Annotated in this window: 22 protein-coding genes; 14 read left to right on the forward strand and 8 right to left on the reverse strand. The window is 39.0% G+C overall.

Going from position 1 to position 25,196, the window contains the following annotated elements:
• The first annotated feature begins 57 nt into the window (after window positions 1-57).
• Window positions 58-2,046: a response regulator gene (locus WAA20_RS02840; protein ID WP_073387251.1), complete on the forward strand. Its 1,989-nt coding sequence runs from the start codon at window positions 58-60 to the stop codon at window positions 2,044-2,046.
• A 92-nt stretch (window positions 2,047-2,138) separates the two neighbouring features.
• Here the strand turns inward: WAA20_RS02840 and WAA20_RS02845 are convergent, their stop codons facing one another.
• Complete coding sequence (locus WAA20_RS02845) at window positions 2,139-3,158, reverse strand: diguanylate cyclase (RefSeq protein ID WP_073387250.1); 1,020 nt, start codon at window positions 3,156-3,158, stop codon at window positions 2,139-2,141.
• A 250-nt stretch (window positions 3,159-3,408) separates the two neighbouring features.
• On the opposite strand from WAA20_RS02845, the gene WAA20_RS02850 reads away from it, so the two are divergent.
• Window positions 3,409-3,777 carry an Hpt domain-containing protein gene (locus WAA20_RS02850; RefSeq protein ID WP_073387248.1) on the forward strand — a complete coding sequence of 123 codons (369 nt, stop codon included), beginning with the start codon at window positions 3,409-3,411 and terminating at the stop codon, window positions 3,775-3,777.
• Window positions 3,778-3,836: 59 nt separating this feature from the next.
• Here the strand turns inward: WAA20_RS02850 and WAA20_RS02855 are convergent, their stop codons facing one another.
• Window positions 3,837-5,048, reverse strand: a complete 1,212-nt coding sequence (locus WAA20_RS02855) for a hypothetical protein (protein WP_073387247.1) — start codon at window positions 5,046-5,048, stop codon at window positions 3,837-3,839.
• 193 nt (window positions 5,049-5,241) lie between these two features.
• On the opposite strand from WAA20_RS02855, the gene WAA20_RS02860 reads away from it, so the two are divergent.
• Complete coding sequence (locus WAA20_RS02860; protein ID WP_073387245.1) at window positions 5,242-6,321, forward strand: glycosyltransferase family 2 protein; 1,080 nt, start codon at window positions 5,242-5,244, stop codon at window positions 6,319-6,321.
• A gap of 131 nt (window positions 6,322-6,452) precedes the next feature.
• Here WAA20_RS02860 and WAA20_RS02865 read toward each other — a convergent pair whose 3' ends face one another.
• The 4 genes from WAA20_RS02865 to WAA20_RS02880 form a co-directional block, all read right to left on the reverse strand.
• Window positions 6,453-6,971 (reverse strand): small multi-drug export protein, encoded by a 519-nt coding sequence (locus WAA20_RS02865; protein WP_242951167.1) that lies wholly within the window; start codon window positions 6,969-6,971, stop codon window positions 6,453-6,455.
• 56 nt (window positions 6,972-7,027) lie between these two features.
• Window positions 7,028-8,080 carry a histidinol-phosphate transaminase gene (gene hisC / locus WAA20_RS02870; protein ID WP_073387244.1) on the reverse strand — a complete coding sequence of 351 codons (1,053 nt, stop codon included), beginning with the start codon at window positions 8,078-8,080 and terminating at the stop codon, window positions 7,028-7,030.
• 148 nt (window positions 8,081-8,228) lie between these two features.
• A complete protein-coding gene (locus tag WAA20_RS02875) occupies window positions 8,229-8,975 on the reverse strand; it encodes a LytTR family DNA-binding domain-containing protein (RefSeq protein WP_081373783.1) in 747 nt (248 codons plus the stop codon).
• A 73-nt stretch (window positions 8,976-9,048) separates the two neighbouring features.
• Entirely contained in the window at window positions 9,049-10,059 is a 1,011-nt protein-coding gene (locus WAA20_RS02880) for a LacI family DNA-binding transcriptional regulator (protein WP_073387241.1), read from the reverse strand.
• A 306-nt stretch (window positions 10,060-10,365) separates the two neighbouring features.
• On the opposite strand from WAA20_RS02880, the gene WAA20_RS02885 reads away from it, so the two are divergent.
• The 5 genes from WAA20_RS02885 (at window position 10,366) to WAA20_RS02905 (ending at window position 16,742) form a co-directional block, all read left to right on the forward strand.
• Window positions 10,366-11,358, forward strand: a complete 993-nt coding sequence (locus WAA20_RS02885) for a hypothetical protein (protein ID WP_330393622.1) — start codon at window positions 10,366-10,368, stop codon at window positions 11,356-11,358.
• A gap of 14 nt (window positions 11,359-11,372) precedes the next feature.
• Window positions 11,373-13,037, forward strand: coding sequence for an alpha-amylase family glycosyl hydrolase (locus WAA20_RS02890; RefSeq protein WP_073387240.1), 1,665 nt, complete (start codon window positions 11,373-11,375; stop codon window positions 13,035-13,037).
• Between the two features lie 189 nt (window positions 13,038-13,226).
• Window positions 13,227-14,534: an extracellular solute-binding protein gene (locus WAA20_RS02895; RefSeq protein ID WP_073387238.1), complete on the forward strand. Its 1,308-nt coding sequence runs from the start codon at window positions 13,227-13,229 to the stop codon at window positions 14,532-14,534.
• A 283-nt stretch (window positions 14,535-14,817) separates the two neighbouring features.
• Window positions 14,818-15,873, forward strand: a complete 1,056-nt coding sequence (locus WAA20_RS02900; RefSeq protein WP_073387237.1) for a carbohydrate ABC transporter permease — start codon at window positions 14,818-14,820, stop codon at window positions 15,871-15,873.
• On the forward strand, window positions 15,873-16,742 hold the full coding sequence (locus tag WAA20_RS02905; RefSeq protein WP_073387236.1) for a carbohydrate ABC transporter permease: 870 nt from the start codon (window positions 15,873-15,875) through the stop codon (window positions 16,740-16,742). The genes WAA20_RS02900 and WAA20_RS02905 overlap by 1 nt, the downstream gene beginning before the upstream one ends.
• 169 nt (window positions 16,743-16,911) lie before the next feature.
• Here WAA20_RS02905 and WAA20_RS02910 read toward each other — a convergent pair whose 3' ends face one another.
• Complete coding sequence (locus WAA20_RS02910; protein ID WP_081373782.1) at window positions 16,912-17,433, reverse strand: flavin reductase; 522 nt, start codon at window positions 17,431-17,433, stop codon at window positions 16,912-16,914.
• Between the two features lie 137 nt (window positions 17,434-17,570).
• Here WAA20_RS02910 and WAA20_RS02915 point away from each other — a divergent pair, with 137 nt between their 5' ends.
• From WAA20_RS02915 to WAA20_RS02925, 3 genes are all read left to right on the forward strand, one after another.
• Window positions 17,571-19,325: a GGDEF domain-containing protein gene (locus tag WAA20_RS02915; RefSeq protein ID WP_073387234.1), complete on the forward strand. Its 1,755-nt coding sequence runs from the start codon at window positions 17,571-17,573 to the stop codon at window positions 19,323-19,325.
• Entirely contained in the window at window positions 19,322-21,013 is a 1,692-nt protein-coding gene (locus WAA20_RS02920; RefSeq protein WP_167562701.1) for a GGDEF domain-containing protein, read from the forward strand. Before WAA20_RS02915 ends, WAA20_RS02920 begins: the two co-directional genes overlap by 4 nt.
• A gap of 96 nt (window positions 21,014-21,109) precedes the next feature.
• Window positions 21,110-21,349, forward strand: a complete 240-nt coding sequence (locus WAA20_RS02925) for a hypothetical protein (protein WP_073387231.1) — start codon at window positions 21,110-21,112, stop codon at window positions 21,347-21,349.
• Here the strand turns inward: WAA20_RS02925 and WAA20_RS02930 are convergent.
• The gene (locus WAA20_RS02930; RefSeq protein ID WP_073387230.1) at window positions 21,346-22,104 is read right to left on the reverse strand and encodes a heparan-alpha-glucosaminide N-acetyltransferase domain-containing protein; all 759 of its coding nucleotides are present in this window, start codon (window positions 22,102-22,104) and stop codon (window positions 21,346-21,348) included. The two genes, WAA20_RS02925 and WAA20_RS02930, sit on opposite strands and share 4 nt — an antisense overlap.
• A 224-nt stretch (window positions 22,105-22,328) precedes the next feature.
• Between WAA20_RS02930 and tsaE the strand changes: the two genes are divergently transcribed.
• The 3 genes from tsaE (at window position 22,329) to WAA20_RS02945 (ending at window position 25,123) form a co-directional block, all read left to right on the forward strand.
• Window positions 22,329-22,763, forward strand: coding sequence for a tRNA (adenosine(37)-N6)-threonylcarbamoyltransferase complex ATPase subunit type 1 TsaE (tsaE, locus tag WAA20_RS02935; protein WP_073387228.1), 435 nt, complete (start codon window positions 22,329-22,331; stop codon window positions 22,761-22,763).
• Window positions 22,764-22,782: 19 nt separating this feature from the next.
• The gene (gene tsaB / locus WAA20_RS02940; protein ID WP_073387227.1) at window positions 22,783-24,060 is read left to right on the forward strand and encodes a tRNA (adenosine(37)-N6)-threonylcarbamoyltransferase complex dimerization subunit type 1 TsaB; all 1,278 of its coding nucleotides are present in this window, start codon (window positions 22,783-22,785) and stop codon (window positions 24,058-24,060) included.
• Window positions 24,061-24,199: 139 nt separating this feature from the next.
• The gene (locus tag WAA20_RS02945) at window positions 24,200-25,123 is read left to right on the forward strand and encodes a ribonuclease Z (RefSeq protein WP_073387225.1); all 924 of its coding nucleotides are present in this window, start codon (window positions 24,200-24,202) and stop codon (window positions 25,121-25,123) included.
• The last annotated feature ends 73 nt before the right edge of the window (window positions 25,124-25,196 follow it).

Genomic DNA, 25,196 nt, shown 5'->3' on the forward strand with positions numbered 1-25,196 from the left:
TATCGGGATCAATGGGGAAAGTGTTCTGGATTATTTTCTTTATTTAAGGAGAAAGACATGACTGGCAGTAAGATTCTACTAAACTTTAACATCGACCTTGATTTTGCCGGGGCACTTCTTCTGTGCTTTATCTATGCGGTTATGAAGGTTCGTTATTCGGAAACTTCAGAAAACCAGAAATATATAAGATTTGTTGTTTTTGCGATCTTAACTTCAATATTTGATATAGTAAACGCCTTTTGCATCAGTAATGCCCTGACATTCCCCGTACTGTTCTGTAAACTTAATTACGGTATCTATTATATGTGTCAGATAATGATGACATATTATATCTGCTCTTATATAGCAAGTCTTATAGATCTGCGAACAGGCAATCATGACTATAAGTCTAAGATGCTTCCGGCCAAGATCTTTGTTCTTATCTCTTTTTTCACAATGGTATTTAATGGCATATTCGGATTCTTTAATAACTTTGATCACTTTAACGGATATACCCATGGACCTTTGTTCTTTGTAATGTTCGCTCTTCCTGTGTGCATTACGATCTACTCCCTTATACTTGTTGTACTCGGCAACATGGTACTTACCCTTCTTGAAATACATATCATGGTTTTGTTCTATACACTTGTTATAGGCGGAGTTGCGCTTAGAACATTTATCCTTACTGATTACATGCTGGATGAATTCTTCGTTGCATTCGGCGCGTTGGGAGTTCTTTTCCTGCTTGAGACACCTGACTATAGGAAACTCATGGAGACTATGAACAGCCTCGATAAGGCAAGAAGAGATGCTGAGAATGAAAAGAACATCTCGAACCGCTATAGGATAGAAGCTGAAAGGCAGCGTGATATAGCCCAGAGCGCGACCAAGGCCAAGGATAATTTTATTATCTCCATGAGCCATGAGATCAGGACACCTATCAATGCAGTTCTTGGAATGAATGAGATCATACTGAGAAACGAAACTGATCCTGAGCTTAAATCCTGCGCAGAATCTGCGATTCAGTCAGGCAATACACTCCTTTCACTTATAAATGATATCCTTGATCTTTCCAGGATCGAGTCAGGTAAGATAGAACTTATCAATGAAAAATACGATGTGGCTTCGCTCATACAGGATAGCTGCAATATAATCCGTGACAGGGCAGAAAAAAAGAATCTAAAGTTCTATGTTACATGTGATGAGAACGTTCCCGGAAGCCTTATTGGAGATATGGTCCGTGTAAGACAGGTAATCGTAAACATGCTGACTAACGCTGTTAAATACACGGATGAAGGCAGCGTAACCATGAAGGTTGAATGCCAGAGTGAAGGCAAAAAGGCCAAACTCATAGTAAAGGTAATCGATACCGGAATAGGAATTAATGGGGACGATATAGAAAAAGTATTTGAAAAGTTCGGACGTCTCGAAATGACCAGAAATGCAAAGGTGGAAGGTACCGGACTTGGAATGCCTCTTAGCCGTGATATATGCCTTGCAATGGGCGGTGATATAGAAGTTGAAAGTACGTATGGCAAAGGCTCGACCTTTATTGCCACCTTCCAGCAGAAGATCGCTGATGCAAGGCCTATTGGTAACCTAAGCGTAGATAACAGAGGAAACACCAACGTCAAAGAAAGATATCATCTGTTTGAAGCACCAACTGTAAGAATCCTTGCAGTAGATGATACCAAAGTAAACTTAAAGCTTTTCAAAAAGCTTATCGAACCTTCGCTTATCACAGTTGATACAGCGCAAAATGGTGAAGAAGCGTTGGAACTCGTTACCAGGTTCAAGTATGACATTATATTTATGGATCACCTCATGCCGGGAATGGACGGAATCGAAACTTTCACCAGGATGAAGGAACTTCCTGATAACCTGAATAAAGATACACCTGTCATTATGCTTACAGCTAATGCTATGACCGGTATGAGAGAAGAGTATCTTGGAATTGGATTTAAAGATTATCTGCCTAAGCCTGTTAAGGGAGAAAAGCTGGAACTTATGATCATGAATTACCTTCCTAAAGACAAGTTCACTGTTATAGATCATGAAGGCGAATGATTTAAATATCAAAAACTAAGGGAAAAAACTTATAAAGAGCTTAAACAAAATAATTCCAATAAAAAAGGAAAGCGATTATCGCTTTCCTTTTGTTATAACGCTATTTCCGACTTGTCGTCACACAGATCTTCGATCTCATAGGAGATATTACAACTGCTCTCAAACTCTTCAAGCCAGTTGTTTGTTACTCTGTTCGCAGCAATCTTACCATTATCTGTATTAGTACCTGAAAGAAGTACCACATACTGATTTCTGCCATATTGGGCAGCTACATCACCAACACGAAGAGTCTTGCCGATAAGACGGCCAAGCTGTCTCTCTAAATTGATGATGCTAAGACTTGTTGCAGGTTTTTTCAAAGTCAGAGTGAAAAGAACTAACTGATAGCTGGTGTCTATTCGCTTAAGATTTCTTGAAAGGAATCTGTAGAGATTCTTGAAGGAATCATAATCTACAAGATAAGCACCTCTATCAAGTCCATTTTCATTTATCATGGTCTTAAGAACAGAAATGTCCACAGAACCACGATGCTTTGAAACCTCATGAACACTGTCTACACCATCCTCATATAAGAGGAAACCATGTTTTGAATGCTGCTTTACATAATAAAGAGCTTTGTCTGCATGGTCTTTCAGGGTCTTAAGGTCATTGCCATTTATACCCGAAATAGCAATTCCTATAGAAGCTGAAATAGTCTGACCGATCCTCTCATCAACCATGTCACCGATAAGATACTCGACCTTTTCGATTATGCGGCGACATCTTTCTGCGAGCTGATCGGGTTCCGTAAAATTACGGTAAAATATAATAAATTCATCTCCTCCGAGCCTCATCAGAATATCTTCATTTCTGATAAAACTCTTTAAAATCTCAGCGAAACGCTTGAGAATTCGATCACCCATGGCATGACCATAGGTATCATTAACGCTTTTGAAATGATCAATATCGATCATTAAAAGAGCACCAGCCGGATCATCACCCTCTAGAACATTTATGATCTGCTGTTCCCCACTTGCACGGTTATTTAAACCCGTTAATGGATCGATGTAAGAATACATAGCCAGGTCCTGGTTTTGCATCTCCTGATCAGGAGATCTGTTCTTCCTTGTCATGAGCATTCTCCTATCGTATGTCATCTGCATGGCAGATGACATACGGGTCGAAAATATAATAAAACCCCTACTACATTTATAATAAGATAGCAAATTTGTAATTTCTACAAACCTTGCTTGAAAAAGTGCTTAACGGTAATGAAAAAAGGGGGTGAAAGATATATAATTGAGTTCATAGAAAACACAGAAAAGCTGCATTTAAGGAAGTGCCATGGAGACAATCAATTAAAAACAGACAGCAGAGGTATGTATGGATATCAGTAAAGTGATCTCAGAAATCAAAAAAATAGAAGGAACAGACGTTGAAACAGGTCTTGAATACTGTGCATCAGACGAAGAGATCTATGTTGAAACAGTGCAGGATTTCCTTGAAGATGACAGAGGAAGTGCTGTTCAGGAAGCTTTTACCCAAAATGATATAGATTCATATCATATAAACGCACATGCCCTCAAAAACCTGTGCTATACACTTGGACTTAACGAACTTGGAGATAAAGCTAAAGAGCTTGATGATGCTGCAAAAATTAAGGACTTTGAATATATCAAAGCCCATAATGAAGAACTAATGTCAATGTATAAAGACTATACAAGCCGCCTTAAAACAATAATAGAGGAATGATAGTTCATTTTGCTATTATTACACGGCAATAATACCTGATAAATAAACTATGTGGAGCTTTAATAGATCGCAGTAGATGCTATTATAGCTCCCTTTTCATCTATGTCAAAACTCCATATTGCATGAGCCGGGAGCCTGTGCTCTGTAAGATACCAGGTTCCATCTATAACTCCCATATAATAAGGCGTTCCGCCTCCTTCGAAAAAAGTATCATAGACAGTTTCATAGTTACCGCTAGAAATATCTTCAATTGAAGAAGCGCATATCATAGTAGCTGCATCCTGACTACCATACAGATCAGTAGATACAGTTATATAGAACAGATCACCGATGTGTTCAAGCTGGACCATTCCGGCTATTTTATCAGGAACACTGAAACTAGCTGCTCTTTTGAAAGTCTTCAGATCATATTTGAGGATCTGTGGTTCAAAGACACTTGATCCATCCGCAGGAAGTCCTGATACGAAGTACAGGTCTTCATTATCTATGGTAAAAGAGCGTACATAAGTATCTGCAAGTCTTTCTATAGTTATGACATTCGTAAGATACATACGAGTATCATCTTTTTTATGCCTGAAGATATACATCTCACCTGAATATGAACTCCAGCAATAGAAGGCAGAAGTGGCTTCATTATAGACAATATAGTGAGGTTTATTACCAATTTCATTAAAAATCTGAGTAAGAGTATATCCATCACCAGCCCGCTCAAATACTAGAACACGGTTGTTCTCTGTATCGTCTGCCAGCATTACAGTTCCATCAGATACTATTGTATGTCCAAGATCATATCCGCTTGAAGCATTATCGGTAAGAACTGTCCAGCCTGTGAGAGGATCAGTAAGATTGTCATTATAAATTATCTGTGAATGATAGCAGTCAACAATAAAATATCTGCCATCGATGAAGGTGATATCAGTAGGTACAGACAAGGATGGATAAGTGTTAGCAATTTCAGATGCAGTGGTATAGCCTGTAAGTTCAGATTCCCTCACATAGTCAGATCCGTCAAAAAAACCTTCTGAAAGCACCGGCCCGTCTATAGGATTTCCATTGTTTAAAACATTAGTATCATCTGAAAAAGATGCATCTTCCCTACTATCAGCTATAGAAGATGATACGCCTGTAGAACTATTATCTGTATCAGGAGATGCATTTGGATCAGTCTTACAACCCGTAAGGGTTATAGATAATAGAAGTAATGCCGATAATAGAATTGAAGTTTTTTGAGTGAGAGCATGAATATATTTTTTATATAAAAGGTATATCATTATTTATTAAAACCTTCCTCCATGAAAATATGCAAAGTGCCACCTTGCTATATGGCAAAGCCTTTTTAACCTATGAAATATCATTGGTAAAAACAATCTTTCTTATTATACAACGTTATTTTATTACAGGAAAATCAATTATAACCTTATTCCAGAAAACAAATAAAGCTTTTTTGAACTATGGAGAATTGATATGATCACATTTAGCTTATGTATGATAGTAAAAAATGAGGAAGAGAATTTGGGGAGATGCCTTAGCTGTCTTAAAAATCTTATGGATGAGATTATCATAGTTGATACAGGATCAACTGATAAAACTAAAGAGATTGCCGGAAAATTTGACGCTAAGATCTATGACTTTGAATGGATAGATGACTTTGCGGCTGCAAGAAACTATGCCTTTTCCAAAGCAACCTGTGATTACATTTACAGCGCAGATGCTGATGAAGTGATCGATGAAAACAATATAAGAGAATTTGCAAATCTGAAGCAGGCTTTAAATGATATTTATGTAAAGAGTTTATCTAAAACGGACGCATCATCTGATAGTGCAGAGGACGATCTGCCTATAGACATAGTCCAGATGTATTATTGCGGCCAGACAAGCGGCAAGGGAAAAAGCGTTTACAATTTTGATAAGGAGCTGCGTCCCAAATTGTTCAGGCGTTTAAGAACATTTGTCTGGGAAAACCCAATACATGAGCAGATAAGAACTGAGCCTGTAATATTTGATTCAGACATAGAAATTCAGCATAAGCAGTCGGAAAATCATGCATCCCGAGACCTTTCCATATTCAGAAAGGCTATTGATAAAGGCTATACGATTTCTTCAAAGCTATTGGATTTTTATGCAAGAGAGCTTTATATGGCAGGAAGCGCAGATGATCTGAAGGCAGCAGAAGAGTTTATGATAATGGTTACAGAAAGCGATACCGCCAGCGTAGACGATATAAGAAAAGCCAGCATAATCCTTGCAAAGAGTGCACGACTATCAGGCGATATACCAAAGTTTATGAAGTATGCCCTTAAAGACGTATCTTCCGGCTGCGCCAGTGAGATGTGCTGCGAACTTGGTGATTATTATCTTGATTCAGGCGATCTTTCAGAGGCAAGCCTTTGGTTTTATAATGCCGCATTTGAACAGGCGCCTATGCTTGATATCAATACAGGAGGCACAAGGCCACTTCTTTCTTTATCCAAGTGTTATAAACTTCTTGGTAATCAGGAACTATCAGATGAGTATGCCATAAAAGCCAATGAATGCAATCTGTGAAAATCGCTATAGATTTTATAGCAATAAAGGCATATGTCATAAGATAAACAAATGCAGTATAAATACTAAAAGACAATAAAACAGCTCTGGCCAAGTTATAAATTACTTAAGCCAGAGCTATTATTTTAAGATCAGATTAAAGCAAAACCAAACAGACTAACAAGACTCATGATGATTCCTGCAAGAAGAACTCCAAGTATTACAGCTATAACGCTTGACTTAAAGTCCATATCAAGAATACTTGCTGCAAGTGTGCCTGTCCATGCACCTGTTCCAGGAACAGGGATTCCTACGAAAAGAAGAAGTGCTACAAGTAGACCATTACCTGCTTTTTCTTTAAGCTTTTCGCCTCCCTTATGACCCTTTTGAAGACAGAAAGTGAAGAACTTTCCGATCACTTTTTTACCTGCTCCCCATTCAAGAACTTTTCTTGCAAAGAAGAAGATAAATGGCACAGGAAGCATGTTGCCGAGAATGATGATCACATATACAAGTGGCATATTAAGGGCAATTCCAACTTCTCTGAAAAGGTAAGCTATCGGAATGGCTCCTCTAAGCTCGATAAGAGGAAGCATTGAAACAACGAAAATTACAAGGTAAATTGCCCACGTCGGAGCGTTCTGAAACATTTCTACAATTGCGTGACCCATTGGAATCTAAATCTCCTAATCATTTTTAGTCATACCCCCTTTGTGGCATGCGTGTTTTATTTAAGATAATCCTTTAAAAAGGCTATAAGCTTATCCATCTGCTCATCTGTACCGATAGAAATTCTCAGGTAATCCTCGATCCTCGGCGCGTTCCAGTGACGTACATAAATTCCGGCAGCTTTCAAAGCACAGAAAAGTGACTGACCTGAAACATTTTCATGCTTTGCGAATATAAAATTTGCCTGAGAATCAGGGAAAGAAAATCCCAAAGACTTAAGCTCGCACTTAACGCGTCTTCTTGTCTCCATGATCATATGGCAAGTCTTTTTAAAGTATTCATCATCTCTTACGGATGCTGCGCCAAGCTCAAGTGAAGGTCTATTCATTGTATATGAGTTAAAAGAAAACTTGGCATCATTCAGGTATTTTATCAGCTTTTTGGATCCAAATGCAAATCCTATTCTCATTCCCGCCATAGCTCTGGATTTGGAGAATGTCTGAACAACTAAAAGGTTATCATATTTATCTATTAATGGAAGAACGCTCTTGCCGCCAAAATCTATATAAGCTTCATCAATGATGACAACAACATCTTTATTATGAGCAATGATCTCCTCGATCATATTTACATCTTCAAGAACGCCTGTCGGTGCATTAGGATTTGGGAAAATGACACCGCCGTTATCCTTAAAGTAATCCTCTTTGACTATACGGAAGTTCTCATCAAGAGGGCATCTTTCATATGGAATGTGGTAAAGATCTGCCCACACATCATAAAAAGAATAAGTTATGTCAGGGAAAAGAATTGGCTTATTTGAATTAAAAAATGTCAGAAAAGCCATAGAAAGAACATCGTCAGATCCAACTCCGACAAAGATCTGATCGGACGGAACCTTGTAATAGTCGCTAAGAGCATCTATAAGCTTCGAAGCTCCCGGATCGGGATAAAGACGAAAATCCTCATATTTCATGCTACCAAGAAGTTTTTCAACCTCAGGAGCAGGAGGATAAGGACACTCGTTAGTATTGAGCTTAATGATGTTATCTGTTTTTGGCTGTTCGCCCGGCGTATAAGGAACGACCTTACGGACATTATTTTCCCATGACATGGCAGTACTCCCTTCTAAATGTGTATTCGCTGATATTCTTTAGAAAAAACGTCCGTGTTACGGACGTTAAAAATCAGGAATATTGTTCTAGTGTGATGCCTCGATTATCTTTGTGCAAATATCTTGTGAGACAGTATACTAGGATAGATTAGTTGAAATGATTGGCTCTGTATAGATCAAATGCATTAAGAACCTTTTCCTTGAGCTTTGGACTCATTCTAAGTTCAGATCCTCCACGCATCGTTATAACATTACCATTTATATAATTAACCCTGTAAAGGGCAACTATCTCAAATCTGGATACCTGTACAAATTCAGAAGACGGAAGCTTTTCCTGAATAGCAGACAAGGCCATATAAGTCGAGACATCGCCCTTCATGGTGTGAATGACGATCTTTCGACCCTGCGTCTCGATATAGATAATATCATTAAGGAAAATTTTGATCTGAATACGTTCGCTGTTAACAGTAATAGAACGTGAAAAATTAACACGCTGAACAGCTTTGTCCATAACGTGGACAAGACTCTCGTATTTTACAGGCTTTTTAAGATAGGAAAGGGCTTCGACTTCAAATGCCTCTGCAGCAAAAGAATCACTTCCTGTCATGAAGATTATCTGACTGGTCTGTGAGACTTTGCGAAGCATTCTTGCTGCATCTATACCATTTTGAATGGGCATAAGTATGTCAAGAAGGATGATATCCGGTTTTTTACTTTTAAGATACTCGGAATAATCATCCTGGCTGGATACATCTGTGATGTTGTAATCGAATTCGCGCTCATCGAGATATTTGGTTATGAGTTTATGATGAAGATTGATATCTGTCTTATCATCATCATAAATCAGTATCTCAAGGACGGATCTGCTCTCATCGGTTGAATTCATAAATGTCATACCTTGACCAACTTGAAACCCTTATTTCGTCGTAATTTTAGCATATTAAAGCCTGTGGTTCAAGATGGCTAAATTAACGGGTAGTGCCGCCCTCAACAAAGCATACCGGAAGGTCTGTAACACTGGATACTTCCTCGCCGTCTATCATCTTAAGGAGCATCTTAATACCTGTCTGAGCAATCTTATCAATAGGCTGTCTTATAGATGAAACTATAGGCTCGCCGGTAATAAAGTCAGGCATACCATCAAAACCGATAACCTGTACATCTTCAGGAACCCTAAGTCCCATCTTCTGAAGCTCATCAGAAATAAGATGTGCCATATGATCAGAAGAAGCAAATATTCCATCATATGAAAATTTCTTATCACCATCTGACGGAGACAGGTAGCTGTGGATCAACTTCCTGTATGATTTGGAAGGATACATGAATCCTGTATCTGCCATATTGTAATCCATGAAACTCAGAACATTATGCTCAACACTAACTTCGCTGCAGAATCTGTTGAAGCCTGCGATACGCTTTGTCGGTTCACTTTCATAATCAGTTCCTGCCCAGAAACACAGGATATTCCTGCAGCCTTTTTCATATAAGGTTTTAGCAGCAAGGTATCCGCCTGCTTCATTGTCGCAGGATACACAAGGAATCTTGCCACCAAAATGTCTGTCGAAAGCTACCATGGGAATATTAAGGCTTGTAGTATCAGCTATCTTGGAGTAGGTAACACCAAATATTCCGTCAACACGGGAAGTTGCAGCCATAGAAATATATGAATCGATCTTCTCGGAATCATTTCTTGAAATGCAGATGAGCATGCGCTTACCGCGCTTGTTCAGCTCTTTTTCTATAGTATCTATCATTGGTGGGAAAAGAGCATTCTGAAGAGTTGGAACGATAACCAGAATATCATTGGTATTCTGAGCTTTTAATCCATGTGCGTTTGGATTGAGCTGATAGTGAAGCTTCTTGATAGAGGCTTCTACCTTGAGTCTATATTCATCACTTACGTGAATACCGTTTATAACCTTTGAAACTGTGCCTAAAGAAACCCCTGCATCTTTGGCAACATCTTTGATTGTAGCCATATATAATCTCCGTACTGAAGCGCATAAATGCTATATTTGAAACGTTTTATCATTTCTTATAAATAATATCATTGGGGCAAAAACTCCACAATCTGACATTAATTACAAAAAAATAGACATTTTTTGTATATATTTACTGCTTTACTTTGCATATACATTTTGATATTGTGGAAATGTGCCAAGGGGGATTTGAGTCCGAAATTGAATCTGAGCACATTTTTTTAGAGAAGGAAATGAAACGTTTCATGTAATGGGGTTTAAGCACTGAATATAGAGAAATACAAAGACAGTGTGGTGAAAGGAATCATGAAAATGAACGAAACTTATAACAGAGTAACAAATGAATCCGGATATGGAAAAAAGGTTCTTTCCATTCTTCCATGGAACAAGGTAAAGGTTCCGGAAGATAAGAATATTCCTCATGGTGATATGCCGGGCGACAAGATTGAAATTGAAGATGGTCATATTACCAAGGCAGAGATCATTTTTCCAAAGCTTGTAGAGATGATCGCTAAGGCGGCAGATTCTAATGAGTATGGAAGATGTGTCATTGCAGTATGCGGCGGTTCAGGCGTAGGTAAATCCGAGATCGCATCTTTGTTAAGTTTCTATCTTAATGCAGCAGGAATCGGAAGTTATACACTTTCAGGTGATAACTATCCACACAGAATTCCTAAATATAACGATGCTGAGCGTCTTCGCATCTTCAGAGAAGCCGGAATTAGGGGAATGGCTGATGAAGGATGCATGAATGCTGAGAATTTTGCGATCGTGCAGAAATGGCAGCAGGAAGAAGACGATGCAAATGAAGCACATGTAAGCGAATATGGATGGTTCAAGTCATATCTTGATGCAGGTAAAAAGGCTCTTGCAGGATATCTTGGAACACCAAATGAAACAGACTATGACGAAGTAAGCACCATTATCAAAGCTTTCAAAGATGGCGCAGATACACTTACACTTCGCCGCATGGGAAGAGATGAAAGTGCTCTTTGGTATGAGAACGTTGATTTCTCAGACAAGAAAGTTCTTATCATCGAGTGGACACATGGAAACAGCGACTATATCAAAGGGGTAGATATTCCTGTTCTCCTTAACAGCACTCCTGCAGAGACACTTGCTCACAGAAGATCCCGTGCAAGAGACGGTAAAGTTGACAGCGCGTTTACAACACTTGTTCTTAATATAGAGCAAAGGGAGCTCCACTCACAGGCACATAAAGCTAAGATCATTATTTCCAAGGATGCTGAGCTTATAACATTTGAGCAGTATTCACAGCTTATGGATGGCCAGTTTTGAGAGAGGTATGCGGTATGAATAAAAAATATACAGATAATGGACCAATGCTTAATGCCTATCCTGACAGCATAGGCGGAACTCTTGGAGATATAGTTTCATTTTTGGAAAAGCCTGAACTTAAGGATGCATTCCAGTCGTTCTATATCCTTCCTAGTATCTTCAATACTGATCTTGACAGAGGATTTTCTGTTATTGATTACAACATCAATGAGCAGCTTGGTTCAAAAGAAGATGTTGAGAGAATAAAAAATCTTGGTGTAGACCTTAAGCTTGATTTCATCCTTAATCATGCTTCAGTTCTTTCACCACAGTTCCAGGACCTTATTAAAAATGGTGAGAAGTCAAAGTATGCAGACTTTTTCATTAACTGGAACAAATTCTGGGATGGCTGCGGCGATATGACCAAGGACGGTTATGTTCAGCCAAGAGAAGAACTTATCAAAGACATGTTCTTCAGAAAACCGGGACTTCCAATTCTTATGGTAAGAATGCCTGATGGCAGAGATGTTCCATACTGGAATACTTTCTATCAGGAAGTAAGATATCCAAGATTTGATGCTATTGACCTTCTTTCAAAGATGAACATGCAGTACCTTACTGCAGAAAAGCTTGCAGAGCGCATCAATAGCGAACTTGATAATGGAAAGATGCCTTCAGATATAAACTTTGAAGGATTTGAAAAATATAAAGATGCAGCAATAGATCTTCTTGAGTCAAATCGTAAGTATCTTGGTCAGATGGATCTTAATATCAAGTCAGATCTTGTATGGGAGCATTACGATAATACACTCAGAACACTTTCTGAGTATGGCGCTAAGATCGTTCGTCTTGATGCATTTGCATATGCACCCAAGGAGCCTGGCAAGAAGAACTTCCTTAATGAGCCTGATACATGGGATGTTCTTGCTAAGGTAAGAAAGCTTGCTGATAAATATGGAGTAACACTTCTTCCTGAAATTCATGCAAGCTATGGAGAAAAGACCTACAAGCAGGTTGCAGACATGGGTTACATGACCTATGACTTCTTCCTTCCGGGACTCTTGATAGATGCTATTGAGAAAAAAGATGCGACAACTCTTATGAATTGGGCGCAGGAACTTTATACAGACAAGATCCGCACAGTAAACATGCTTGGTTGTCATGATGGTATTCCGCTTCTTGATCTTAAAGGAATCCTTTCAGATGAAGAGATCCAGAATCTTATCGACACTGTTGTCGGAAGAGGCGGCCTTGTAAAAGATCTTCATGGCAAAAAGAACATGTACTACCAGGTTAACGCAACTTACTACAGCGCACTTGGTGAAGATGACAAGAAGATGCTGATGGCAAGAGCGATCCAGATGTTCATGCCTGGTAAGCCACAGGTTTGGTACCTTGATCTTTTCGCAGGTAAGAATGATTATGATGCGGTAAAACGTTCAGGTGCAGGTGGACATAAAGAAATTAACAGAACAAATATTTCTCCTGATGAGATTGCGAAAAAACTTGAGCAACCTGTTGTTGCAAAACAGCTTGAGCTGCTGAAACTCCGTAATACATTTCCTGCATTTGGCTTTGATGCTAAGTTTGAGTTTAAGTGTAACGCTTCAACCCTTGAAATATGCTGGACAAACGAAGGACATACAGCACAGCTCAAAGCGAATTTTGACAAGATGGAATACGAAATTATAACAAAATGACGATAATCTGTGTTTTGGGTGCTGATAATATTATCGGGAAATAGTGATTTCGTCGAAAATTTAGCGAAAATTCTCTAAAAACTTGTATATTTTAGTAGATATGTTACTATAATTTTATGAACTTGCATAAAAACGACATGATGAAACGTTATCATTCGTGATTATGCCAAATATAAAGGAGGATTTCTTATGAAGAAAAAGTTACTTGCAACCCTGCTGGTAGGCACAATGGCAGTTGCCATGACAGCCTGCAGCTCATCTGACAACAATGGAGGTAGTGCGCAGAACAAAGAAGAGGGTGGTTCATCTGACGCTACTGGTTCTTACGACGCAATCCGTCTTGTAAACGGAAAACCTGAAGTTGATACACAGCTCCAGGCACTTGCAGCTAAGTACAAAGAAGAGACAGGCAACGAGATCAAGATCGAGTCAATCGGTGGCGATACATCTGCATCTGACGCTCTTAAGGGTTACTTCCAGGCTGGTAACATGCCTGACATCTTCGTATCAGAGACTAACCAGTTTGCAGACTGGGAAGGCTATCTTGCTGATCTTTCAGGAGAAGCATGGTGCGACAATACTCAGTATGAGTATGTAGATGCGAATATGGGAACAATCGGTTACCCTTACATGGTTGAGGCAACAGCTATCGCTTACAACGCTGATGTTCTTGAGGCAGCTGGAGTAGATCCTGCATCTCTTACAAGCCCAGCAGCTTATGAAGAAGCTTTTGCAACAATCGACAGCAAGAAGGATGAACTTGGTCTTACAGCTGTAATCGGTTATTGCGCAGAGCCTAACAACCTTGGCTGGTCAACAGGTACACACATTTTCGCTCAGTACCTTGATTCAGGTCTTGCAGCTGATGACACAACATACATCGACCTTCTTAACGATGGTGGTAAGATCGATGAAGCTCGTATGACAAACTTTGCAAAATTCATCGGAATGTTCAATAAGTATTCTGATCCTGCACTTCTTGTAGACGGAACATATGATAACCAGGTTGGCAACTTTGCAGCTGGTAAGTATGCATTCGTAACACAGGGATCATGGATTGGTGCTTCTCTTACAGCTAACGAGAACTACTCAGGATTCAAGGTAGGTTTCGCTCCTTATGCATTTGAAGATGGCATGGATACAATCATTGCTGGTCCTTCATCTTACTGGGCAGTTTACTCAGAAGGTAACGTAGAAGCAGCTAAGGCATTCCTTAACTGGTGCGCAGGCGATTCAGCTCAGAACATTCTTGTAAATGACGCTGGTTTCATCAGCCCATTCGATAACTGCAAGTATGAGCCTTCAGATCCATTTGCAGCTTCTGTAATCAGCTACATGCAGGCTGGCAAGACATCTGGATGGCACACATTCCTTAAGAAGTCAGGTCTTGAGAACCGCACATGTCAGGTATTCGCTGATTATGCTAAGGGATCTCTTGATGAGAGCGGATTCGTTTCAACAATCGGTCAGGTAATTGCTGACTACTATGCTGAATAAGCAAATAAATCCTTTGTGAAAGGGTTATCACAAGATATTTCTTGTGCCAAGTGGGCGGCGGCCTATTCCGCCGTCCCATTTTGGCATATGGATTGAGGCTTGTATTTAGGTATTTGGGTTTAATCGAGGGATGTTTTACGTAGACAGTTTTGGGCCTTATTACAAAATAAAGGTTACTGAAACATATTATTTGATAAGTAGAGGTCATGAAGATTTTTATTAGGTAATAAAGCGTAGAACTAAAATTTATGTTTTTAAAAGGACCAAGGAGGTTAAAGAAAGTATGAATATACTCTCACCAGTAAGAAGAATAACATCTTATGTATGTCTGCTGGCAGGAATTGTTATGTTCGTAGCATCTCTTTACATGGATATTATGAAAGTAAAGAATGATGCAAGGGGGACACTGCTCGTTGTAGGAGTGTTACTTATCATCGCCGGACTTTATTTCTTTCCGACACTTAAACATCACAGAACAATAATCAATGTATTGTTCCTGTTTCCACTTCTTTTCACTTTCGCAGTAACAGTTATCATTCCGCTTATTCTGGGTATCTACTACTCATTCACTGACTGGAATGGTATTAAGATGACTAAAATGGTAGGCTTTGAGAATTATGCCAAAATGTTCAATCAGCCAGCCTTTATCTGGTCTATCCTGTTAACGTTTCTTTTCGTTGTATTCAATATGATACTTGTAAATCTGGTTGGATTCTTACTTGCACTTTTATGTACAACTAAGATCAAGGGACTTGGATTCTTCAGAGCATCTTATTTCCTTCCTAACCTTATTGGCGGTATCGTACTTGGTTATATCTGGCAGTTCATTTTTGCTAATGTTGTTACAGAGATATTTAATCAGCCATGGTCATGGCTTGCTAACTCCAACACAGCATTTATGGCGATCATAATCGTATATATCTGGCAGTATGCTGGTTATATCATGCTTATCTACATTACCGGTCTTACTACAGTACCGAGAGATGTACTTGAAGCATCAGCTATTGATGGAGCAAACGCTATTCAGACACTTTTTAAGATCAAGATTCCTATGATCGCTTCAACAATTACTATCTGTACTTTCCTTACACTTACATCTGCATTCAAGCAGTTTGACGTTAACCTTGCATTAACAGGTGGTAAAGGATCAATTCCTGATTTCATGGGTAAGTACCTTTCAAACGGAACCGAGATGATAGCTCTTAACATTTATACAACAGCTATCAACGACAGAAGCTATTCACTTGGACAGGCTAAGGCAGTACTTTTCTTCATAATACTTGCCACTGTATCAATTATTCAGGTAAGAATATCAAATAAGAAGGAGGTAGAAATGTAATGAATAGAGAGCCTAAGAAATCTACACTTGCTATACAGTTCGTTATAGCTGTTTGCATTGCATTATATATTTTATTTCCCTTCTTCCTTGTTGTAATAAACTCATTTAAGTACAATACAGCAATTTCAGAAGATCCTATCGGATTTAAGGGAGCTTCATTTGAGCAGTTTATTTCAAACCTTGATGGTGTTGTTAATAATGATCACTTCAAGTTCTGGAATGCATTTGGTACATCTGCGATCATTACAGTAATATCACTTGTACTTCTTGCTATGTTTGGTGGAATGGCTGCATGGGTTATCTGCCGTAACAACAAAAAGGCATGGGCTAATGTTATCTACTTTATTTTCATAGCTTCAATGATCATTCCTTTCCAGGTTGTTATGCTTCCGCTTATTTCTACATTCCGTGATGTAGGTAAGTTTATTAATATTTCTATGCTTCAGTCTATTCCAGGTATCATTTTTGCATACTGCGGATTTGGCGGAGCTATGACAGTATTTATTCTTAACGGCTTTATTAAGGGTATTCCTTTTGAGCTTGAAGAGGCAGCATATATTGATGGATGTCTTCCTGAGCAGGTTTTCTTTAGGATCATTTTCCCTATGCTTAAACCAGTAATCATGACAGTTACTATCCTCAATGGCATGTGGATTTGGAACGACTTCCTTCTTCCTTCACTTATGCTGGGACTTAACGGTGAAGTTAAGACACTTCCTGTAGCAGTTCAGGCATTCGTAGGATCCTATGTTAAGGATTGGAGTATGATCCTTACAGCAGCTCTCCTTGCTATCATTCCTATGATCATCGTATTCCTTATCGGTCAGAAACAGATCGTTCAGGGTATGGTTGATGGAGCGATAAAGTAACAGGACATAGAATTACATCCATGTAATTCTAAACATGTCTTAGTTACATCCTGTAACCCAGAAATCTTACTAACATTCCCTATATATTTCCTAATACAAAAGAGGAGCTATCTCGCTTAAGTAGTGAGATAGCTCCTCATATTTTTGTTATTTGCTTACCGGCGAGCGTTTATCTGATCATGATCTTTTCAATCTCGCCAATGAACATCGTATGAAAACCGGCGTTTTTGTCTTTGTATTGTTCGTCTAAAAGAGACTTGTCATTGAAGGAATCAGCGCCGAGCTTCTGGGTTAGTACCTTACGGCAGATGATAACATTGGAAGCCTCATCTATAAAAGGTGCCTGAGTATCTTCATCGTAGTTTATCGTAAGGCGTGCGCCTTTGATCTTGTCTTCATTTTTGCCGGAGACCATACCCATGAATTTTAGTTCGCGCTTGTAATCCTTAAGATCCAGAAAACTGATGGTAAAGTAATCTGAAGCCTCTATAAGCTCTCTGGTATACCTTTCTTCACGAAGATACAGATTTACTATATATTTATCCCATAAAAATCCAATACCTCCCCAGGAAGCTGTAGTCGAATTAACTTTTCCGTCTGCTCCGGCAGTGATGAGCATCATATTATCAGTCGCGAAATTAAAGGGACCTTGCATAACATCATGAACACTTATAGGTTGAAATACATGCATATACGTCTCCTTTCGATCGGAATACAGTTAAGTATATAATATCACACACGTTGTAAAAGTAATATATTTGATAGTTATTTTTATACTCTTCTTTGTCGATAAATATATGGAGACTATATAAATTTATAGGGGCATAAATGGAGAATTATGAATTCAGTCTGAAAAGACTTTGGCTTATACCAATTACTATGATCTTCATTATCCTGCTGTTAATGGGATTTAACAGCTCCTTTTTTGATGCAAAGGTACAATACGGTTATTATAACCTTTCAGAAGGTTGGGACGTAGTTAATGAGAATGAAGGACTGGAATTTCATGATGTTTCTTTATGGGATATAAATATTGGAAAAGCGGGCAATTATAAGCCTGTTACTATGATAAATACGATCCCCAGGGACCGCATTCCAGCGGCAGCTATTGTTTTTAGAACCTACTATTGCAGCGTGGAAGTATATATAGGGGGCGAACTAAAATATACATTTGCCAAGGACATTATGGAAAGCGGCCGGATGTGCCCTAAACACTATAATGTGATCCCGGTTACTGCTGACTGCCTAGGCAAAGAATTAAAGATCGTACTGATCCCTAATGAAGTATATTCATTTTCAGGACTTTCTCCGGTTTATTTCGGCAATATAGAAGACGTATACAGATCTATTATCGCAGATAAGAGATTACCCCTTCTGATAGGTACTTTCCTGTGCATATTCGGCTTTGCGATGTTTATAACTTCCCTTTATATGCTTGTCTATCACAAAGGAAGTATAGCTCTTATTTTTGCTGCCAATATTTCTTTTGACATGGGAACATATATACTTGACTTTAATGATCTGTATCACTTTATTTCAGATGCAGACAGGTTCTATACATTTATCGAGTATTTATCTTTGTATTTTATTCCGCTTTCCATAATCGTATTCCTTATCACTTCGAATTCCTATTTCAGGAACTGGATATTTTATCTGTGCGCTGTAGTTGATGCATTATTCGTTATATATACAACAGTTGTGCATTGCCTGAATATAGATCATATCTGCAATTATCTTTCAGTGATTCATGCGATAGGCTTCGTAGAAGGAATACTATTTATAGGAAGACTAATAATAAGCATATATGGAACGCTTAAGTCCAAAAAGAATGACGATATTACTTTGGGCGCTGTAAACAGTCAAAGTCTGATCTCCTCTATTGTCTTTCTTATTGGCGTTCTTATCTACCTTGTGTGTATTTTTATAGATATGGCTCTATATCTTATAAAGACAAACACGGGCGGTAATTATGAAATGAACAAAGAGATAACCTTTTTCATAATAGGTTCTCTGTGTTTTGTTCTGGCTATACTTTTAAACTATTTCTTTATTTCTATCGAACATATCAGTATGGATAGGCAAAATCGTCAGCTTGAAGGCATAGCTTATACAGATGAGCTGACAGGTTTAAGTAACAGAGCCAGGTGTGAACTTGAGCTTGCATCTATTAAGAAAAAAAATAGGGAAGGCTTTTCTGTTATAAGTATAGACGTTGATAAATTAAAGACGGTTAATGATACCCTTGGTCATAATATGGGCGATGCCCTGATAAAAGAATTTGCAGATGCTTTTGCAGCTTCAGTTAATGATGCTGATCTCCTCGGAAGGATGGGAGGAGATGAGTTTATAGCCATATACAAGAAAGGCTCTGAATCAATATGTAAGAGCGCCATGGAAAGACTCGTAAAAGAGATAGAAAAACGTAATGCCAAAGATAACAGAGCATATGATCTGTCTTTTTCTTATGGATATGCATGCAGCAGTAATAGCGGAAATATAAATCCAAGAGACATATACATGGAAGCTGATAAAAATATGTATGAGATGAAGAAAATTCATCATAAGGAGGGGGCATGCTTATGAGGAAAAGAATTTTTTTCATATCACTTAGTATAGTCACATTTATCGGTATATTATCTTTGATAGGGTATATCCTTCCATATAAACCAGAAGGAGAACTTACTACGCTTGATGGACCGTGGGACATTGATACTGTTGATGTCCATATTAAAGATGCCAGTGTTGATGAGGTTTCAGAAGTTTTAAGCTCATTACATGAAAGGGATATGATCACATTATCCTGTGAGCTTCCTGATGATGAGTCTGTTTCTATGCCTACGATCCTTTTAACTACAAGATATAGCGCAATAGAAGTTTCATGCGGAACCGTACGCGTTTTTTCCATGTGGATGGACCGCTATAATGAGCATAAGTTTGTTGGCGGCGGACGTTTTTTTATCCCGGTTCCCATTAAACCTGATGATAACAGGATTCGGATTAAATTTTTCATATCAGAAGAAGGAGCATATAACAACTTTGATCCTCCGGTATTTGGAACCTATCATGATGTACGAAGCAGTTATATAAGAGAAAGACTATTCCCTATTGCCTGCACATGTTTTCTTATAGTATTTGGAATATGCTTTATTTTCATAACACTAATGTTTTGCTATGCAGTTCCAAATATTCTCAGCCAGTTGTTTACATCGATACTCTTCCTTGATCTTGGCATATGGATGGGAGGCTATTATGGTATAGCACAGCTCTGCGTTGATGCAACGCATCTTGTAACTGTGGAGATGGTGGCTCTATTTCTGATAGTCCCTCTTGTTACCCTCATTTTTGCCTCCATAGGAAAACATTATACATATAGCAAAAACAATATAGGCGCAGTGTCTCTTGCGGTTGTGACTATGGTGTTTATAGTATTCCACTTTATGGATATAGTTCACATGAACAGGACGCTTCCTGCATATTATGTTATAGGCGTTATTGCTTTTGTGGCTAACATAATAGTAATGATCGATGATGTAAAAAAGCGTAACCTTCCCAAAGCTGCTATGACACAGGAGCTTGGCTTGTTCCTTTTTGGAGTATCTATGATGCTGCAAATGATAGTCCATATTTTATACAAAAGGAACATCATTAACAGAAATGCATTGACCAATAATATCCTGCCGCTTGGCATCATGATGTATGTCTATCTGTATCTTCTTACCTATTTTTTGTATGTTACGGAAATGTATGCTCAACAGCAGGAAAATGAGTCGCTTACTCACCTTGCATATGCAGATGGTCTTACCAATCTTCCTAACAGGTCTATGTGGACCAAACGAATGAATGAACTAAAAAGATCAGATGCAGATTACTGCGTGATCTCTATGGATCTTAACGGGCTAAAAGATGTTAACGACCGTCTGGGGCACGCATTTGGAGATGCCTATATAGCAGACTTTGCAACGACTATGGTCGAAACCTTCCCGGAAAATGTATTTGTTGCCAGAATAGGTGGTGATGAATTTGTGGCTGTCCTTGATAATTCTACGCCTAAAGAGGTTGAGAGCTATATCTATGATCTTACAGAAAAACTACGAGTTCAGGATGTTCTTGATTATGGATTTAGAAAGAGCGTTGCAGCAGGCTATGCTTACAGATCAGAACTTGACGAAGGGGATAAGAACGACCCGCAGAAAGTGTACCTTATTGCAGACAAGCGAATGTACGATGTAAAAAGACATATGCATAACAGTAAGAGGATTGGAGAGAGATAAGAGTTTTTTCACTTGAGATATTTCACTATAACTAGTATAATTCAATAGCGAAAAAATATTCTAATTCCGATCATTATAAAGAAAAGAGGTTTCAATATGAAAAGAAAATATAACTTATCAAAGCAGGTTACAGAAGAGCAGGCAGCTAAGGCTATGGAAGAAATGCAGAAGATCACAGGTTTTGGCGAAGCGCAGTTTACAGAGGATCGTAAAGGTCTTATCGTAACAGCTGATGATGACAAGATCACACACGTTATGAACCGCAGCGTTAACATCTTCGCAAGAGTATGCGATGATACTAAGATCTCATTTGATTCTTTTGTTTTTGAAGACTAATTGACTGCTCCCAGAACGAACAGCATCACAAGTGCGTACAGCACAGGCTGGTGCAGCATGTAGATGACAAGAGAGTGCTTTCCGATAAAAGAAATACCGGGAATACGTATATAGAAGGGACGCTTTAAAAGAAGCGTTCCTTTTTTAGGCATTTTTAAAAGACGGCAGATTGCAAAACCGCACCAGAACAGGAATATCCAGGGCAGGATCGCAAAGTAGTCTGTAGAATAAAAAAACGGAAATGGAAATCCCAGATATGTAGTCAGATAGTTTGTATATAAAGACTGCGGAAGGGTGATAACATTTGCACCTGGGAAACCAATGTATCCGTATGAGATAAATCTTGTTACTGCAAACATAAAGGCTGAAAAGAAAAGAAGAATACCAGGATGTATCTTCTCTAATATAGGAAGTAACAGTCCTGTTATTATCATCGCACTTCCATGAAAAGTCAGAACGCCGAAGATGATTATATCTTCCGGAAGAAAAATACTTGTTACGACTGTAATTGCAAGCCCGCATAAAGAGACAATAAGACCTCTTGTTATAGGGTGATTGGATATGGCTACGCAAAAGCCGGAGATCAGAATAAATGACCAGCAGATACTCTGCTGCCAGATAAAACCAGTATTAGAGGTATAAAAATCAAGCCGGATTCCTGCAATATATACAAGATCCCAGCAAAGATGATAGAGTATCATGCTAATGAGAGTTAAACCCCTGATAGAATCGATAGTGTGTAATCTTTTACCCATAGATACATATTAACTCAACTTGACTTAAAAAGCTAAAGAAAACTACAATATTAGTATAAAAAGTTTGAATGACCTTTGACTTGAAAAAGCCAGATATTTACAGAACATAAACTATAAAGCAGGATAAGTTTGAAAATAAAATTTTCAAACTTCACAAAGTGGTGTCGCGAGCTCCACCACTTAGGCCATTAGTCACTCGCTTTGCTCGCGACATGAGGATAAATATGAATACAACAAAAATAGAAACCAATTCCTCGCAGGAAACATTTGAGTTTGGAAAAAGAATAGGAGAAAATGCCCAGCCGGGTCAGGTATATACACTGATCGGCGACCTTGGTGTTGGCAAGACCGTCTTTACACAGGGCGTAGCCAAGGGGCTTGGAATAGAAGGACCCGTTAACAGCCCGACATTTACTATACTTCAGGTATATGAAGAAGGAAGGATACCCTTCTATCACTTTGATGTATACCGCATAGGCGATGTGTCTGAAATGGATGAAATCGGATACGAAGACTGCTTCTATGGAAACGGCATCAGCCTTGTGGAATGGGCTAACCTTGTAGAAGAGATATTGCCTGAACATTATACGGAGATACGTATAGAAAAAGACCTGTCTAAGGGCCTTGATTACAGGCTTATCAGTATGACTCAGTTTTGACGATGAAAGGATATGAACCTTGAAGATTTTAGCTATAGATACATCGGGACTTACTGCAACAGTTTCAGTGTGCGAAGATGACCGCCTTGTTGCAACGTTCTCGATCCAGTACAAAACAACACATTCCCAGATCCTCATGCCCATGATCGAGAAGATCAAAGAGCTCACGAATCTGGATCTTAAAAGTATAGATGCCATAGCCTTAGCAGCAGGCCCTGGTTCTTTTACAGGACTTCGCATAGGAACAGCAACAGCTAAAGGCCTTTGCCTTGCGCTGGGTGTCCCGCTTATCGCAGTTCCTACCATGGATGCCATGGCTTACAACTTATACGGAGTAGAGCGCCTCATCTGTCCTATGATGGACGCAAGAAGGTCTCAGGTCTACACAGGCGTATATACATTTGTTCCTGAAAAAAGAGAAGACACATCCCTTTACAAATATGCAATGAAGACAATTCTGGATCAAAAGTGTGCTTCAATAGACGAGATCGCAGAATACCTTAATGCACAGGGAAAGCCTGTAACGATACTTGGAGACGGCGTGCCTGTATACCTTGACGCCCTTGAACAAAAGCTCCATGTTCCGTTTAGCGTAGCGTCAGTATCACAGGATCGTCAGAACGCAGCAGCTCTTTGCGCAGTAGCAGCTCAGTATATGCGCGAAGGTAAAGCAGTAGATGCAGACTCTTTTGCCCCGGAATATTTAAGACCTTCACAGGCAGAAAGAACCGCTAAGGAAAATCAAAAAGACGCGAATGCAGGAGCAGTTGATGGCTCTGATAGTGCTAATGGAGCAGCTGGTGAAAATACTTTTGGAATGAAGATTCCAAAGGTCAAAGAGCGCGTATTTATAAGACTTATGAAGGCTGAAGATATAGACGTGGCAGCAGCCCTTGAAAAAGAAAATCTTGGTCGTGAAGCCTGGACACTTGACCAGCTCCTTACTGCAAGTACAAGAGATGACACAATATACCTTGTAGCAGAAAAACAAGGTAAAGTCATAGGCCTTTGCGGTGTTCAGAATATTCAGGGCGACGGCGAGATCACCAATGTTTCTGTTGCTAAAGATATGCGAGGAGAAGGCGTAGGATATAAGATGATGCGTCAGCTCCTTGAAAGAGGCCGCGGCATTGGCATAGAGAATTATACTATGGAAGTTCGTTCTCAGAACGCTGCAGCAAGAAGGCTTTATGAAAAGCTTGGATTTAAGTCAGATGGCAAGCGCCCAGGATTTTATGATGATCCAAAGGATGATGCAGAGATTTACTGGCTCAGGAAGAAGACTGACGAGGATTGAATGAATTTTAAATCTTGTTCAAATCCTGCAGCTATATGAAAGTGAAAAGAATTTTGATGTCTTTATATAAGGTCTGAAAGATTATAAAGTAACAATGGAATTAGAAAGACCTGAAAAGTAGAATAATAAGGAATTAGTTATGATCGATTTATGTCTCCTTGGAACTGGCGGAATGATGCCTCTTCCATACAGATACCTAACGTCTCTTATGGTACGTTACAACGGATACAGCATACTTGTTGACTGCGGCGAAGGAACCCAGATGGCTCTTAGAAAAGTCGGCTGGAGTCCTAACCCCATCAGTATGATATGCTTCACACATTATCACGCTGACCATATTTCAGGACTTCCCGGAATGCTCCTTACAATGGGCAATGCAGAACGTAAAGAGCCCCTTATAATGGCTGGCCCAAAGGGACTTGAAAGAGTTGTTAACTCCCTAAGAGTAATAGCACCTGAGCTTCCTTTCCCTATTGTATATCACGAATTTTCAAGCGCTGAGGAGAAGCTTACTCTTGATGGAATGCCTGATTTTGAAGTTACGGCATTCAAAGTTAATCATAACGTTATGTGCTACGGCTATGATTTCAGACTTTCAAGAAAAGGCCGCTTTAATGTAGAAAATGCCAATGCCCTCGAGATTCCAAGAAATTATTGGAGCAGGCTCCAGAACGGCGAAACAATAACTCATGAAGACGGAAGGACCTTTACCCCTGACATGGTAATGGGACAGGCTAGAACTGGAATCCACTTCACCTACGTTACTGATTCAAGACCTACAGATAGCATTGTAAGACATGCTGAGGATGCAGATCTTTTTATATGCGAAGGTATGTACGGCGAGCCTGATAAGATTCAGAAGGCAAGAGAAAAGAAACACATGACCTTCTACGAAGCTGCAGATATGGCTAAGAAGGCTGAAGTTAAAGAAATGTGGCTTACACACTACAGTCCTTCTTTAAATAGTCCGAAAGATTATTTGCATGACACCAAGAAGATATTCAAAAATACTATTGCTGCAAAAGATGGAAGAATGGTAACACTTACTTTCCCGGAAGAATAGTACAAAAGTTACTTTTGACACTTTCATCATAATATAAAGAGTAAATTGCATCGTAGTTTGTGATTTAATCGGA

This window comes from Butyrivibrio fibrisolvens (genome assembly GCF_037113525.1).
Lineage (GTDB): Bacteria > Bacillota > Clostridia > Lachnospirales > Lachnospiraceae > Butyrivibrio > Butyrivibrio fibrisolvens.

Excerpts from the sequence above, each read along its gene's own strand:
- WAA20_RS02905 (WP_073387236.1), top strand. The coding sequence starts at position 15,873 with ATGAATAGAGAGCCTAAGAAATCTACACTTGCTATACAGTTCGTTATA.
- WAA20_RS02855 (WP_073387247.1), bottom strand. The coding sequence starts at position 5,048 with ATGATATACCTTTTATATAAAAAATATATTCATGCTCTCACTCAAAAA.
- WAA20_RS02840 (WP_073387251.1), top strand. The coding sequence starts at position 58 with ATGACTGGCAGTAAGATTCTACTAAACTTTAACATCGACCTTGATTTT.
- tsaE (WP_073387228.1), top strand. The coding sequence starts at position 22,329 with ATGAATACAACAAAAATAGAAACCAATTCCTCGCAGGAAACATTTGAG.
- WAA20_RS02900 (WP_073387237.1), top strand. The coding sequence starts at position 14,818 with ATGAATATACTCTCACCAGTAAGAAGAATAACATCTTATGTATGTCTG.
- WAA20_RS02850 (WP_073387248.1), top strand. The coding sequence starts at position 3,409 with ATGGATATCAGTAAAGTGATCTCAGAAATCAAAAAAATAGAAGGAACA.
- WAA20_RS02865 (WP_242951167.1), bottom strand. The coding sequence starts at position 6,971 with ATGGGTCACGCAATTGTAGAAATGTTTCAGAACGCTCCGACGTGGGCA.
- WAA20_RS02910 (WP_081373782.1), bottom strand. The coding sequence starts at position 17,433 with ATGCATGTATTTCAACCTATAAGTGTTCATGATGTTATGCAAGGTCCC.
- WAA20_RS02880 (WP_073387241.1), bottom strand. The coding sequence starts at position 10,059 with ATGGCTACAATCAAAGATGTTGCCAAAGATGCAGGGGTTTCTTTAGGC.
- WAA20_RS02895 (WP_073387238.1), top strand. The coding sequence starts at position 13,227 with ATGAAGAAAAAGTTACTTGCAACCCTGCTGGTAGGCACAATGGCAGTT.
- WAA20_RS02930 (WP_073387230.1), bottom strand. The coding sequence starts at position 22,104 with ATGGGTAAAAGATTACACACTATCGATTCTATCAGGGGTTTAACTCTC.
- WAA20_RS02925 (WP_073387231.1), top strand. The coding sequence starts at position 21,110 with ATGAAAAGAAAATATAACTTATCAAAGCAGGTTACAGAAGAGCAGGCA.
- WAA20_RS02860 (WP_073387245.1), top strand. The coding sequence starts at position 5,242 with ATGATCACATTTAGCTTATGTATGATAGTAAAAAATGAGGAAGAGAAT.
- WAA20_RS02915 (WP_073387234.1), top strand. The coding sequence starts at position 17,571 with ATGGAGAATTATGAATTCAGTCTGAAAAGACTTTGGCTTATACCAATT.
- hisC (WP_073387244.1), bottom strand. The coding sequence starts at position 8,080 with ATGTCATGGGAAAATAATGTCCGTAAGGTCGTTCCTTATACGCCGGGC.
- WAA20_RS02875 (WP_081373783.1), bottom strand. The coding sequence starts at position 8,975 with ATGACATTTATGAATTCAACCGATGAGAGCAGATCCGTCCTTGAGATA.
- WAA20_RS02945 (WP_073387225.1), top strand. The coding sequence starts at position 24,200 with ATGATCGATTTATGTCTCCTTGGAACTGGCGGAATGATGCCTCTTCCA.
- WAA20_RS02890 (WP_073387240.1), top strand. The coding sequence starts at position 11,373 with ATGAATAAAAAATATACAGATAATGGACCAATGCTTAATGCCTATCCT.
- WAA20_RS02920 (WP_167562701.1), top strand. The coding sequence starts at position 19,322 with ATGAGGAAAAGAATTTTTTTCATATCACTTAGTATAGTCACATTTATC.
- WAA20_RS02845 (WP_073387250.1), bottom strand. The coding sequence starts at position 3,158 with ATGACAAGGAAGAACAGATCTCCTGATCAGGAGATGCAAAACCAGGAC.
- WAA20_RS02885 (WP_330393622.1), top strand. The coding sequence starts at position 10,366 with ATGAAAATGAACGAAACTTATAACAGAGTAACAAATGAATCCGGATAT.